At 48.4% G+C, this 12,013-nt stretch carries 12 protein-coding genes and 1 tRNA gene; 9 read left to right on the top strand and 4 right to left on the bottom strand.

Annotation, left to right across the window (positions count from 1 at the left end; genetic code table 11):
• Positions 1-86: 86 nt before the first annotated feature.
• A complete protein-coding gene (locus UM181_02555) occupies positions 87-1,778 on the top strand; it encodes a tetratricopeptide repeat protein (GenBank protein ID WQC63512.1) in 1,692 nt (563 codons plus the stop codon).
• Positions 1,771-2,619 carry a 4-(cytidine 5'-diphospho)-2-C-methyl-D-erythritol kinase gene (locus UM181_02550; protein ID WQC63511.1) on the top strand — a complete coding sequence of 283 codons (849 nt, stop codon included), beginning with the start codon at positions 1,771-1,773 and terminating at the stop codon, positions 2,617-2,619. The genes UM181_02555 and UM181_02550 overlap by 8 nt, the downstream gene beginning before the upstream one ends.
• On the opposite strand, the gene UM181_02545 is transcribed toward UM181_02550, so the two are convergent.
• Positions 2,612-3,616 (bottom strand): polyprenyl synthetase family protein, encoded by a 1,005-nt coding sequence (locus UM181_02545; GenBank protein WQC63510.1) that lies wholly within the window; start codon positions 3,614-3,616, stop codon positions 2,612-2,614. The genes UM181_02550 and UM181_02545 overlap by 8 nt on opposite strands.
• A 53-nt stretch (positions 3,617-3,669) precedes the next feature.
• Here UM181_02545 and UM181_02540 point away from each other — a divergent pair, with 53 nt between their 5' ends.
• The 3 genes from UM181_02540 (at position 3,670) to UM181_02530 (ending at position 4,925) form a co-directional block, all read left to right on the top strand.
• Positions 3,670-3,882: a DUF2007 domain-containing protein gene (locus tag UM181_02540; GenBank protein ID WQC63509.1), complete on the top strand. Its 213-nt coding sequence runs from the start codon at positions 3,670-3,672 to the stop codon at positions 3,880-3,882.
• On the top strand, positions 3,879-4,646 hold the full coding sequence (locus tag UM181_02535; protein ID WQC63508.1) for a methyltransferase: 768 nt from the start codon (positions 3,879-3,881) through the stop codon (positions 4,644-4,646). The genes UM181_02540 and UM181_02535 overlap by 4 nt, the downstream gene beginning before the upstream one ends.
• A gap of 114 nt (positions 4,647-4,760) precedes the next feature.
• On the top strand, positions 4,761-4,925 hold the full coding sequence (locus UM181_02530; GenBank protein ID WQC63507.1) for a DUF465 domain-containing protein: 165 nt from the start codon (positions 4,761-4,763) through the stop codon (positions 4,923-4,925).
• Positions 4,926-4,961: 36 nt separating this feature from the next.
• Here the strand turns inward: UM181_02530 and UM181_02525 are convergent, their stop codons facing one another.
• From UM181_02525 to UM181_02515, 3 genes are all read right to left on the bottom strand, one after another.
• A complete protein-coding gene (locus UM181_02525; GenBank protein ID WQC63506.1) occupies positions 4,962-5,660 on the bottom strand; it encodes a DUF1045 domain-containing protein in 699 nt (232 codons plus the stop codon).
• 55 nt (positions 5,661-5,715) lie between these two features.
• Entirely contained in the window at positions 5,716-6,741 is a 1,026-nt protein-coding gene (locus tag UM181_02520; GenBank protein ID WQC63505.1) for a LacI family DNA-binding transcriptional regulator, read from the bottom strand.
• Between the two features lie 223 nt (positions 6,742-6,964).
• On the bottom strand, positions 6,965-7,351 hold the full coding sequence (locus tag UM181_02515; GenBank protein WQC63504.1) for a carboxymuconolactone decarboxylase family protein: 387 nt from the start codon (positions 7,349-7,351) through the stop codon (positions 6,965-6,967).
• Between the two features lie 655 nt (positions 7,352-8,006).
• Here UM181_02515 and UM181_02510 point away from each other — a divergent pair.
• The 4 genes from UM181_02510 (at position 8,007) to UM181_02495 (ending at position 11,514) form a co-directional block, all read left to right on the top strand.
• Positions 8,007-8,600: a dimethylsulfonioproprionate lyase family protein gene (locus tag UM181_02510; protein ID WQC63503.1), complete on the top strand. Its 594-nt coding sequence runs from the start codon at positions 8,007-8,009 to the stop codon at positions 8,598-8,600.
• Positions 8,601-8,774: 174 nt separating this feature from the next.
• Positions 8,775-8,851, top strand: a tRNA-Arg gene (locus tag UM181_02505).
• A 162-nt stretch (positions 8,852-9,013) separates the two neighbouring features.
• The gene (locus UM181_02500) at positions 9,014-10,228 is read left to right on the top strand and encodes a site-specific integrase (GenBank protein WQC63502.1); all 1,215 of its coding nucleotides are present in this window, start codon (positions 9,014-9,016) and stop codon (positions 10,226-10,228) included.
• Positions 10,229-10,353: 125 nt separating this feature from the next.
• The gene (locus tag UM181_02495) at positions 10,354-11,514 is read left to right on the top strand and encodes a hypothetical protein (GenBank protein WQC63501.1); all 1,161 of its coding nucleotides are present in this window, start codon (positions 10,354-10,356) and stop codon (positions 11,512-11,514) included.
• Positions 11,515-12,013 lie beyond the last annotated feature (499 nt).

The following is a 12,013-nucleotide window of genomic DNA, read 5'->3' as shown; positions in this document are numbered from 1 at the left end:
TGAGTTATCAAATCTTGCATTTTCATCAAGGCATTGCGTTGGTTGGGCACGCAGCCTAAGTTAACAAAAACGGGTAGGTTTTTATTGTGCGGTTCATTTTAGGTTTTGCTTGCCTCGTAAGCATGTTGGGCGCGCCGTCTTTTGCAGAGGGCTTGGCCGGGTCGTATCTTGCGGGCCGTCAAGCCAGTTTAGATGGTCGGTTAGACGCGTCTGTTCAGTATTTCTCAAAAGTTGTTGCGCAGGATAGCGCCAATATAATGGCACTTGAACAGCTGATTTTGGCGCAGGGTGCATTGGGGCGGTTTGAGCAGGCCTTACCCGCTGCTCAAGCTTTCACAAATCAAGGCGCCAATGGCCAATGGGCCAATTTGGTGGTGATTGCAAATGCTGCCAAGTCTCAAAATTATTCAGCCCTGTCGAGGCTGTTGCAAGAACAGCGGGGGATTGGGCATCCGCTTATTGATGATTTGATTGAAGCCTGGTCATTGGCCGGTAGCGGGGATTATGAAGCGGCGATTGCTAAGTTGAAAGCACTGTCTGAACAGGATCAGGAACGCGGGCTCGCCAATTATCATTTGGCGTTGATTTATAAAGTGTCAGGCGATTATCAGGCTGCCGATGACCGCTTTGACGCGTTATCAAAAGATGGTGCGCAAGTGACCCGCAGAGCGATTTTAATCAGGCTTGAGGCTTTGATGCAGGGCGGTCAGTTTGATCAGGCTGATACAATCTTTGAAAGGTTTTTCCCCAAGCAATCTGACCCTGAGCTTGATCGTCTGAAAGCTGATATTGCGGCGAAACGGTCGCCAAAACCTTTGCTGATGAAAACGGCTGAGGATGGGCTGGCTGAGGTATTCTTTGCGGTTGCGCAAATCCTCAACCAAGAGCAAAAAGATGAATACAGCTTGTTTCACGCGCAATTGGCTCAGTTTCTCTCTGCTAAATACACCCCGGCGGCGCTGCTCAGCGCCGAAATTTTAGTGGCTATGCGGCAATATGATCTGGCGATAGAAGCCTATCGGGCAATTGCCCCCGCTTCCGCGCTGTTTCCCTTGGCTGAACTGGGGCGCGCGGATGCATTGCGCGACAGCGGCGAGACCGAAGCGGCAATTGAGGTGTTGCGTGGATTATCACGCAGCCATGACAAATTAGTGCCGGCGCATCAGGCGCTGGGCAATTTACTGCGCAACCAAGAACGCTATGATGAAGCGGTTATGGCCTATACGGCCGCCTTGAATCTTTTGAACCCCAGCATGACAAATGCGTGGCGGCTGTTTTACGCGCGGGGCATGGCAAATGAGCGGATGGGCGATTGGCCTGCGGCAGAGCAGGATTTTCGGCAAGCGCTGGCGCTGCAGCCCGATCATCCTCAGGTTTTGAATTATCTTGGCTATTCGTTGGTGGAAAAGCGTCAAAAGCTTGATGAAGCTTTGGCGATGATCCAAACGGCGGTCGATAAGCAGCCAGAAAGCGGTTATATTGTCGATAGTTTGGGCTGGGTTTTTTATCGCCTTGGCCGCTTTGAGGAGGCCTTGCCGCATTTGGAAAAAGCGGCTGAATTGATGCCAATCGATCCGATCGTGAACGATCATCTTGGGGATGTGTTTTGGGAGGTGGGGCGCAAGCGTGAGGCCGTGTTTCAATGGCGTCGGGCTTTGTCATTCGATCCTGAAGAGGCAGATCGAAAACGGATTCTGCGCAAGTTAGAGGTTGGGTTGGAGCGCGTTTTGGAAGAAGAGGCAGAGGCGTTGGTCTCGACGGCCAATCAAGATGGCTAAGGCCTTCGCAGCGGCCAAACTCAACTTGATTTTACACGTTACAGGTCAGCGTAGCGATGGCTATCATCTTTTGGATTCATACGTTGCTATGGCTGATATTGGCGATCGGATTACTGTTTCACCGGCGGATGAGCTGTCTTTAAAATGCAGTGGCCCTTTTGCACCTGATATTTCTTCGGGGCCGGACAACTTAGTGATGCGGGCTGCTCATTTGTTTGATATCTCCAAGGGCGCGCATATACAGTTGGAAAAAAACCTTCCCGCTTCGTCTGGAATTGGCGGCGGCTCAAGCGATGCGGCCGCGACGATACGGGCCTTATCACAGCTGTGGTCGCAGCCTGTGCCCGCCCTTAGCAAACTGTTGCAGCTTGGCGCTGATATACCGGTTTGCATGTCGTCGCAGTTAACCCGGATGCGGGGGATTGGCGAACAATTAGAGATGTTAGGACCGCCGCCGCAATTTCCCATAATTTTGGTCAATCCGCGGCAGGGGGTATCGACGCCGGCGGTGTTCAACGCGCTTGCCTCAAAACAAAACCCTCCGGTCTTAGAGGCGATGCCTGATCCGCGAAACCGGGAGGCCTGGTTGCTTTGGTTGTCCAAGCAACGCAATGATCTTGAGGTGCCGGCGCAGAACTTGGTTCCAGTCATCAGGGATGTACTGGCCGCGTTGCGCGCTGCACCCGGCGTGGCTTTGGCGCGTATGTCTGGCTCTGGTGCCACATGTTTTGCCTTGATGCAAAATGATGCGGCGCGCGACGCGCTTGCTGCAAAGCTGAGGCAAACCCATCCAGATTGGTGGATCGCGTCAACCCGGATATGTTTGGAAACGTTTAGGTGATCCGTTCGACCACATAGGTCGCAAGTGTCGCCAAGAGCGCCTTCATCGGGTGGTCGGGCAGCGGGGCTAAGGCGTTTTGGGCCCGACGCGACCATTGCAAAGCATCTTGGCGGGTTTCTTCGATTGCATGATGGGTTTTTAAGATCTCCAAAGCCCGTGCAAGGTCACCCTCTTGCTGGTCTCCCTTTTCGATCGTGCGTTTCCAAAATGCCTGCTCATCGGCAGTGGATTTCGCAACGGCTTTGATGAATGGTAAGGTCAGCTTGCGTTCGCGAAAATCATCGCCAATATTCTTGCCCATCACGTCAGGATCGCCGCTAACATCTAATAGATCATCTACAATTTGAAACGCGACCCCTAGAGCATCTCCGTAATCAAACAACGCAGTTTGAACCGCTTTAGGGGCATTTGCAATTACTCCGCCGACTTCCGTGGCAGCTGAAAACAGGGCAGCGGTTTTACCTCTGACCACTTGCAGATAAATCTCTTCGTTCGTGCTCAGATCGCGCGCGGCGCTGAGTTGCAAAACTTCGCCTTCTGCGATTGTGGCAGAAGCGTTGGATAAAATGGCCAATACGTCAAGAGACCCAGTGTCTACCATCAATTGAAAAGCCCGCGAAAACAGATAATCGCCCACCAATATGGATGATTTATTATCCCAGAGTAGGTTGGCGGTGGGTCGCCCACGCCGCTGTGCGCTTTCATCGACAACGTCGTCATGCAGCAGGGTGGCGGTATGGATGAATTCGACCGTTGCCGCCAAATGAATATGAAACCCGCCCGTATAGCCGCAAATAGAAGCGCTTGCTAAGGTTAGCAAGGGGCGCAGACGTTTGCCACCTGCATTGATCAAATGCGCGGTCACTTCCGGAATGCGCGGCGCGTATTGTGAGGCCATGCGCTGTGAAATCAGCTCATTGACCTGCGCCATCTCTTTTGACAGCAAGTTTGCCAATGCATCTTGGGGTTTGGTCACGATTTTCGCTTGATCGCCCATTTTTCCATTTCCTAAGCTCGACAAGGCGCAGTGATATTACTAAATGTGATGCCATGCAAGAACTGCTCAGAAGCACGGACATCACTTTAATTGCCTATGCACAGGCGATCCTGAAGGATGCGGAAATTCCTTTTTTTGACTTGGATATAAATACCTCGGTGCTCGAAGGATCTTTGGGGATTTTGCCGCGTCGTTTGATGGTGCGCGAAGAAGATCACGCGGCGGCGCTGCGCTTAATGATCGCGCATAAGATTGAGCTGCGATGACCTTTGATTCGGATTTGCATAGCTATGACCAGTTTTTAGGGGGCCGTTTGACGGTTGCTCAGCCCAAGACGGGGTATCGCGCGGGGGTTGATCCTGTCTTGCTTGCCGCCTCGGTTCCCGCGGGCAGGGGCGAAAGCGTTTTAGAACTTGGCTGCGGTGTTGGTGTGGCCAGCCTGTGTTTGGCGGCCCGTGTCCCAGGCTTGAAAATAACCGGAGTTGAAATTCAGCCTGATGCCGCGATCCTGGCTGCCCAAAACGCGCAGCATAACGGTTGCAAATTGACAGTTATCACAGGAGATATCGCATCCCCTCCAGCTGCGCTAAGGGGTGAAAATTTTGATTTCGTGATTGCCAATCCCCCTTATTTTGACCGCGCACAAAGCAGCCCCGCCCCGCATCAGGCGCGCGAACGCGCTCTGGGAGAGCAAACGCCATTGAAGATTTGGGTTAAGCTTGCCGCCAAACGGTTGCGCCCAAAGGGCTATGCCCATTTCATTTTTCGCAGCGAAAGGCTGCAGGATTTTATGGCCGTCTTACCCGATGATCTGGGCAGCTTACAGGTTGTGCCGATCGCACCGCGTAAAGGGCGCGAAAGCGGTTTGATGCTTTTGCGCATGCGCAAAGCCGGCCGAGCGAATTTCCGCCTTATGGCGCCTTTGATCCTGCATGAGGGCGATCGCCACCGCCACGATGGTGACTCTTATACAGGTTTGGTCAGCTCAGTTTTGCGCAAAAGTGCAGATTTAGTGTCGATTTGGGAATAAACTAAAGCGGCTCGGCGAAACTTCTCCTATTTTGGGAGAATAAATTTTTTCTCAGTGACAGGTTTGTAAATTTATGGTGCCATCGTACCATGGCTACACAGGAGGTTGAGCAATATGACAGTTGTTTCGCATGTGCGGGAATTAAGAAAAAAACATCAAGTTTTGTCAGAGGCAGTTGAAGAGGCACAAAAATCCTTAGCGATGGATGACTTACAGATCGCGACTATGAAAAAACAAAAATTACGAATCAAAGAAGAAATTCACAAATTATCGAGTTGAGCTTTAGCCCCTTTTTATTGTCGGTGATCCGTTTCTTTACCCGGATAGATTGGCTTCTTCCAAAATATGAAATTGGCCGTTTCGATCCTCTCCCATTAAGGCCAGATGAGCGATAATAAAAGGGCAGTCCAGTTCATGTGCCAGCAAATTTTTTAGTGCTGGTATGATCTTTTCGCGCTGCAAAATGCTAAGGCGCGACGATAATGTAATGTGAAATTGGAACTCTTGCAGCACATAGGGATAGCCCCATTGGTGTAAAAAGTCGTTTTGGCGCGGGCTCAGGCGGGCATTGCGGCGGCGGTTTAGATCGTTCTGGTCTAAAGGTGCGCGAAACGGATCAAAGGCTTCAAGGCAGTTTTTGCCAAGCTCAAAGAGGGCAGCGGATTGCCTTTGGGGTCTTAACGAGATGAACCCGCCCTGCTCAGAGAGCGTTAAATTGCCCGAAGCTGCAGGTTTTTGATGATTGCAAAAGCCGTGGAATGCGCTGCGCAGTGCAGGTTCGTTCTGCGTTGTTTGCAGTCGAAAAGGGGCTTTTAAGGTTGCGTGAAGCCCATATTTCCGTGGTTTTTTTGTAAAATATTCTCGGTCAGCCAACGGCTCTGAAAACGCGTTTTCAGAGCTTATATATTGGCCTTTGCGGCAATCCCAGCCCAGCCATGCCCGTCCAAACTTGGCCAATTCCCCCTTGGGAACAAAATAAACCGCATATCTTTTGAACATAGTTTGGTCGGTCATTTCGCTTTCTTTGAAGTTAAAGCATTGGGCAAAAAACCACGCGATTTCTTCACGGTTAGGCCGATCTTAGCGTGTCACCTGGTGAAAGCGTTGGTGTCAGCTCAACGATTTTTTCACCCAATGTCAGGGCGCCCGAGATCCGATCGCAAATGATTTGTGCGGCCTGTCGGCCAATCTGCAAGCGACAGGCATCCATCGTGGCCAATTGCAGTGGTAGGCCTTGCAGCAACTCAACACCATTAAAGCCCGCTAAACCAATTTTTTGGGGAATATCCGCCTTTTGGTTCAAAAGATGCAACAGACCACCCGCGCCAATCATATCGTTTGAGAAATACAAAAAATCTAAATCGGGTGAGCGCATGAGCATATCAGTGGTCATATCGCGCCCTTTCGCCAAGGCAGAGCCACCCGAATAAAATTCTTTATCAGCGATTTCTATACCGGATTGCAAAAGCCTTTCTGAAAAGCCTTCGAAGCGTTTGCGTGCGCGATGGTCGAGGGGCATTTTTGTGCCCATAAATCCAATTTTGCGATATCCTGCATCCAAAATAACCTGCGCCATTTCACGCCCGGCGCGCCGATGCGAAATGCCAACGGCGCAATCGGTGGCAGTGCCGTCAATATCCATAATTTCAACGATTGGTATCCCTGAAGATTGCAGCATTTTTTGCGACCGTTCAGAATGTTCTAAGCCCGCGATAATAACGCCAGATGGGCGCCATGACAGCATTTTGTATAACACGCTTTCTTCGGTTTCAGGCAGATAGTTTGTGATCCCAATAACCGCTTGCAGCTCGGTATTTTCCAGAACTTCATTTATCCCCATCATAACTTCGGGAAAGACCATGTTGGACATAGACGGAATGATAACAGCGATCAGATTCACCCTTTGGCTTGCCAAAGCGCCAGCGATTTTATTTGGCACATAGCCCAAATCATGGGCGGCTTTGAGTACCTTTTCGCGGGTGGTTTGCGACACATCCCCGCTGTCGCGTAGAACGCGGCTGACGGTCATTTCCGAAACGCCGCAGGCTTCTGAAACATCTCGTAACGTCAATGAGCGTGGTGGAGTTTTTGACACGTCGCGATTTCCTTTTTGGGCGTTCAGGTAAAGGTAGCCGAGAATTTCCCTCTGGATCAAGCAATATGCCTGTTTTTGCAAGATAGAAGGCGCCGCTGCTGCAAATGTTTTGAGTAGGCTTAACCAGGCCGTTCCATTAATAGGCTTTTCGGTGCGGATGCTTTTTTGCTCTGGTCTTTTTTGCGCTATGGCGGTTCATTTACTTGCCGGCGCTGAACGCGGCCTAGCGGGGCTGCTCGTTGAGCACTTTGCGGGCTGCACGAAAACATTCTAAAGCCTGTGGCACGCCACAATAGATACCCACAACATGAATGATTGCGCGAATTTCCTCGGGGGTCACGCCGTTGTTTAAAGCGCCTTTACAATGCAGTTCCCATTCATGCATTTTGCCCAATGCCGCAATCATGGATAGGTTCATCATGCTGCGGGTTTTTGCATCAATCACATCATCGCCCCAACCAAAGCCCCAACACCAGGCGGTCATGGCTTCTTGGAATGGACGCGTGAGCTCATCGGCTGCGGCCAAGTTCGTCTCTACATACTCAGCTCCTAAAGTGGCTTTTCGCTGCTCTAAGCCTTTTAGAAAAAGGTCTTCGTCAAATAGGCTCATCTGGGTCTCCAAATTTTAATGTTGAGGGTCTGATGTGATGTGGTGCGGCATGTGTACGCGGCGCGATTGTCGATGACCAGCCCCGGCTGGCTGGCAAATATTTGCTAGCCATATTCAAAATACTTTGGGCATTTGGCGGATACCCTACCGAAGAAAGGCAGTATATCGGGGCTCTTAGCTTGCTGTAAAGCAGGTCATCCCTCGTAACTTTTATGTGGCATTTCCCTCGATTCAAGCTGCGGCAAAACGATGAGCGTAAATGCGGTTGAAGGACGTTCAAGCCTGCGCTGAGACATATAAAAGCCCCTAAATAGGTATCTGCATAAGATCACAATAGTGATCGATACCTGTCGCGATAGAGCCTCCCAGCAAGCAGAATTTCATAAAGTACAGTGCCTCAAAGCACCGTTGAGGCGGCGTGATATTCGCCGGAAGGATCAAGATTTGGGTGGGGTACAAACCCAGATAGTATCTTTTGGGCGTCAAATGACAAAACTGCCGCTGTTTTGATAACGCGCATTCAAATGGACGTCACAAGGATCAGACAATGCTTATACTCGAGCTGTAAAATGGGCTCGCAGCGTCAATTGAGTTTGACATAGCGATCCCAAAATGTAGGGTTTTGAGGGGAAGAAAAAGCTTATTGGTTTTTGTGATGGCACGCCCGTTTGATTTATTATTGTCCGAGCTTCGGACTGTTTATGAAAACCATCAAGAGCTGACGGCTTTTGCGCCGTTCTGCCAAGATGTCACGACTCAGAAGATCGAACCAAAACCATTGCTATGTGGACAGGGATTGGCACGTGAAAAAAATGAATTTTTTGACACGCAATATCAGCCACTTTGCGAGGCTGTGGTGGCAGCAGGAGCCCAAGCGCGTTGGCGCGAAACCTATAAACATACCAAGGTCGGGCAAGATTTTTTAGATCGATTTGGGTGCTTTACAATCATTGGTCCCGAAGGAGGCTTTCAAAGCGGCCAACTTTGGGCGTGGGCCGTATATATGCCACCCCATCTATATTACCCCTGGCACGAGCACCCAGCCGAAGAAAGCTATTTGGTGATTGCTGGTGAGGCCGAGTTTATGCGGGCTGGGCAGGCGCCGCGTTTTTTAAATCCCGGAGATGTTATTTTTCACGCCGCGCAGCAACCGCATGCTTTGCAAACGCATGAAGCTGGGGTGTTGGCGCTGGTGTTTTGGCGCAACGGCTTTGGGATTTTGCCCGTGCTAAGCGAAGACCCGTCATAAAGCGCATCAGAAGCTGTAAGGCCTTTCTTATATCAGAAGATGAATTGGATTTTTAAGGGTCACGATCCTCAAGATGGTGCATGGGATAAAGCCGATGCATCAGCCTGATAACCCAGATGCAAGCCTTTCAGGTTGGCATTGATTGTGCTACCTCCTGTCACAAATAGGCTGAATGGCCCCGTGGCTCAACTGGATAGAGCAGCCCCCTCCTAAGGGGCAGGTTGCAGGTTCGAATCCTGCCGGGGTCACCATTTTTATTATTTATTATCAATAATTTATATCTTTTTAGATTTGTGTAAATTGCAAAATACAGTCAAAATAGCCATAGTCAAAACATATACAAAAATTGGTGTAAAAACGACCATCTTCTTGATATCATGTCATAAATTCAGTGTGTGATATGAGGTGCAGAAATGACTGTCGATCGAGACTATGAAGACCTCAGGGGCGATGGTCGGATTGTCCTATTTCTGCGTGAAGGCAAGAAACCTAAGTATCACGTTCGCCTCAAAGTCCCCAATGCTTCGGGCTATAAGTTTGTTTCGACCAAAACTTCAGATCGGAATGAAGCCGTCAGATTGGCAATGAACTTTTATGATGAGCTTTATCACCACATCAAAGTTGGTGGCTCGATTAAATCCAACACCTTCGCTGATGTCTTTAAGGAGTGGAAAAGCTCTCGCCGTAACGCTTATCAGAAGGTCGAGACCAAGGATCGGTCTGTCGAGTATGTTGCGACCTATGCTCTCGATTACTTCGGTAAAACGAGGATAGATCAGCTCACTGCTAGAGATTTTCATGCCTATTGGGATTGGCGAAAGATCAACTTCAAGCGTAAGAAGCCGACTGATGACACGTTGAACCGTGAGCGGAATGCAATCCAGAGCTTGATGAAGTTTGCTCTACAGAGAGGGCACGTCACCAAGCCTTTCAAGATCCCCAAACTTGAAACGAAAGGAAGCAATCGACGCCCTACCTTTACTCTTGCTGAATGGAAGAAGATCACAACTGGTATGAGAGCATGGGTCGAGGAAGGTCGTTCCAACGGGCATTGGCGGGAACGGTTCGTTCTTCAACAGTATGTTCTACTCTTAAGCAACAGCGGTATCCGCATCGGTGAGATGAGGTCTGTGACTTGGGATGATGTCTCAACGATCGAGGTTGAGGCTGGGCGTCTCGTAATCATCAAAGTGAATGGCAAGACTGGCTTACGAGAAGTTGTCTGCAATCCAGGATGTGAGGTCTTCCTCAGGCGTATGTATGATTTACGCCGCACTGACCTTGATGGTTGTGATCCACCCCTCAATGAACCGGTATTCATCAATCACATCTCAGGAAAGCCGATTGGATCGTTTAAGGTCGGGTTCAACTCGATGCTCAATTACTGCGGTGTTCCGATCACAAAAGACGGTATGAACAGAACGCCTTACTCGCTGCGGCATTTTTATGGGACACAACGTCTTCGTGGAAATATCAACCCATATATCTTGGCAAAGAACATGGGCACGTCAGTCGAGATGATTGAAAAATTCTATGGGCATATTCTGGCTCCAGACATTGTGTCTTCAATCAAGAAAACCACTAATCAAAGCTCAAAAGACAACAACTCAAAGTCCTATCCGTTTTAATTTGGGACAAATGTGCAAAGCAGCCGGAATCGGTTTTGGTCTATTTCGAGTTACGTGAGGTGTTATCACTTTACATTTGGCATGATTCCGTTACTTCGATGGTATCATTTTGAAAGCCAGAGCTTATGCCAAACAATTTATACAGGTCATCATTTGTAGCTGCGCTCAGTATTTTACTCACTGCGTGTAATCCGCAGACTGAAATTCAAGAGCAAACATCGGTATCTAACAGACGGGTCGAAGGTTCAGTTTTGGCGTTTAACCAACCGGTATTTCAAGGCAGTGAATATATTCGAGGTGTTCAAGATGCACAGTGGGATGTGATTGAAAAAATTGGTGATCCACAAAATTGTAGATCCAGGATTGCCAAATTAGATGCTGTAAAAGACGGAAAACTGATAACAGCAAACGAATTTTTTAAGAATCCAAACGCAATAAATGCGGCTTTAAGCCGACACAAAGTAGTGTTCTTATCTAATGGTAACTATGAATTAAAGCGTCCAATTATGCTGAATGGTCAGACGCTGATCGGGGCTGATAATACAATTTTAGATACAAAAAATTTAAACGAAGCAATTACCGCAAGAAATGCGAATTTGAAAAATATCAGGCTAAAAAATGCGGGGCGGGTCGGTATTAAAATCAAAAATGACGTCACCATCAAAAATGTTATTGTCGAGAATACAGGAGTTAATTCTGTTGTTAACACCAGGGGACATGGTTTTAGCGTATTAGGGAGCTCTTCCAAAAACAATTGCTTTGTTTCAGTAGAAGCTTTCAATGGCTACAATGCGACAGGGAGTAGTAGCAATACTGACAAAGGCGGTAATGCCGATGGCTTTGAAATCAAGTATGGCGCTAATGGGATTACATTGATTGACGCACACGGGCATCACAATTCCGATGATGGATTTGATTTTTGGAAAAGCGGCGATGGAACGGATATTTCTGCAGAGCAAGTTATCATTAGGATTTTTTATTCATCCGCTAATCTCAATGGAAAGAACCCATTAACGCCCAACGGAGATGGCAATGGTTTTAAGATGGGCTCCAGTGACAAATATCAGCGTCCTAAGCGAGATAAAGGTGCTAGGTTAATTTATGGATCGGCTTCGTGTTACAACTACGCTAGAGGATTTGATCGGAATAAAACCACTATGAAAATCTTAGCCAGTAAGCTGAGTTCTTCTGGAAATGGTGTTAGCGATTATTCAGGATTTGCCCGATACTTTTCTACCGACAAAGATCCATTCGTTTTGAAGTGTAGAATGTTTCCTCGTCGCTAATAGAAAGTAACTTATTTTTACAATTGAGAAATCATCTGATTTTCTCATATAAATAAATATGTCTTCCTACGGCATTACATATTTTGAGGATATCAAACCTGTTGAGCAACCGAGTGACTTGATTGGAACCGGGGGCGGATAATCTCAGTTAGGACCCATTTAATTATTATGATGCAGCAAAGTCGGATTGGCTGATTAAAAATTACCGTCACGATGAAGGCTCTGCCACACTGCAACCTTCGATGATCGATCTCAGTTGTTCCGTTGGCTGATCGGTTATGCCGCTGGATTGAAGCGGGGCGTAAAAGGAGACCGGCTAACCGCCCTTACCCAGAGAATGATGGGTTGCTCTAACGGAATGTGGTCATAGGCGAAGACACAAGCCCTTGGACATACCTCACCTGTCGGAAGGTGAAGTGTGTCCAAAACAAATCCACAATATTTGATAATAAAAAATCTAGTCTGAATGATCCTTGGATCATTCGTCCCGAAGGGACAG

The organism is Alphaproteobacteria bacterium US3C007 (assembly GCA_034423775.1).
GTDB classification, from domain to species: domain Bacteria; phylum Pseudomonadota; class Alphaproteobacteria; order Rhodobacterales; family Rhodobacteraceae; genus Thalassovivens; species Thalassovivens spotae.
This window is presented reverse-complemented; position numbering and strand designations above follow the sequence as displayed.

Coding starts and splice junctions, on each gene's coding strand:
- UM181_02550 (WQC63511.1), top strand. CDS start 1,771: ATGGCTAAGGCCTTCGCAGCGGCCAAACTCAACTTGATTTTACACGTT.
- UM181_02545 (WQC63510.1), bottom strand. CDS start 3,616: ATGGGCGATCAAGCGAAAATCGTGACCAAACCCCAAGATGCATTGGCA.
- UM181_02540 (WQC63509.1), top strand. CDS start 3,670: ATGCAAGAACTGCTCAGAAGCACGGACATCACTTTAATTGCCTATGCA.
- UM181_02535 (WQC63508.1), top strand. CDS start 3,879: ATGACCTTTGATTCGGATTTGCATAGCTATGACCAGTTTTTAGGGGGC.
- UM181_02530 (WQC63507.1), top strand. CDS start 4,761: ATGACAGTTGTTTCGCATGTGCGGGAATTAAGAAAAAAACATCAAGTT.
- UM181_02525 (WQC63506.1), bottom strand. CDS start 5,660: ATGACCGACCAAACTATGTTCAAAAGATATGCGGTTTATTTTGTTCCC.
- UM181_02515 (WQC63504.1), bottom strand. CDS start 7,351: ATGAGCCTATTTGACGAAGACCTTTTTCTAAAAGGCTTAGAGCAGCGA.
- UM181_02510 (WQC63503.1), top strand. CDS start 8,007: ATGGCACGCCCGTTTGATTTATTATTGTCCGAGCTTCGGACTGTTTAT.
- UM181_02500 (WQC63502.1), top strand. CDS start 9,014: ATGACTGTCGATCGAGACTATGAAGACCTCAGGGGCGATGGTCGGATT.
- UM181_02495 (WQC63501.1), top strand. CDS start 10,354: ATGCCAAACAATTTATACAGGTCATCATTTGTAGCTGCGCTCAGTATT.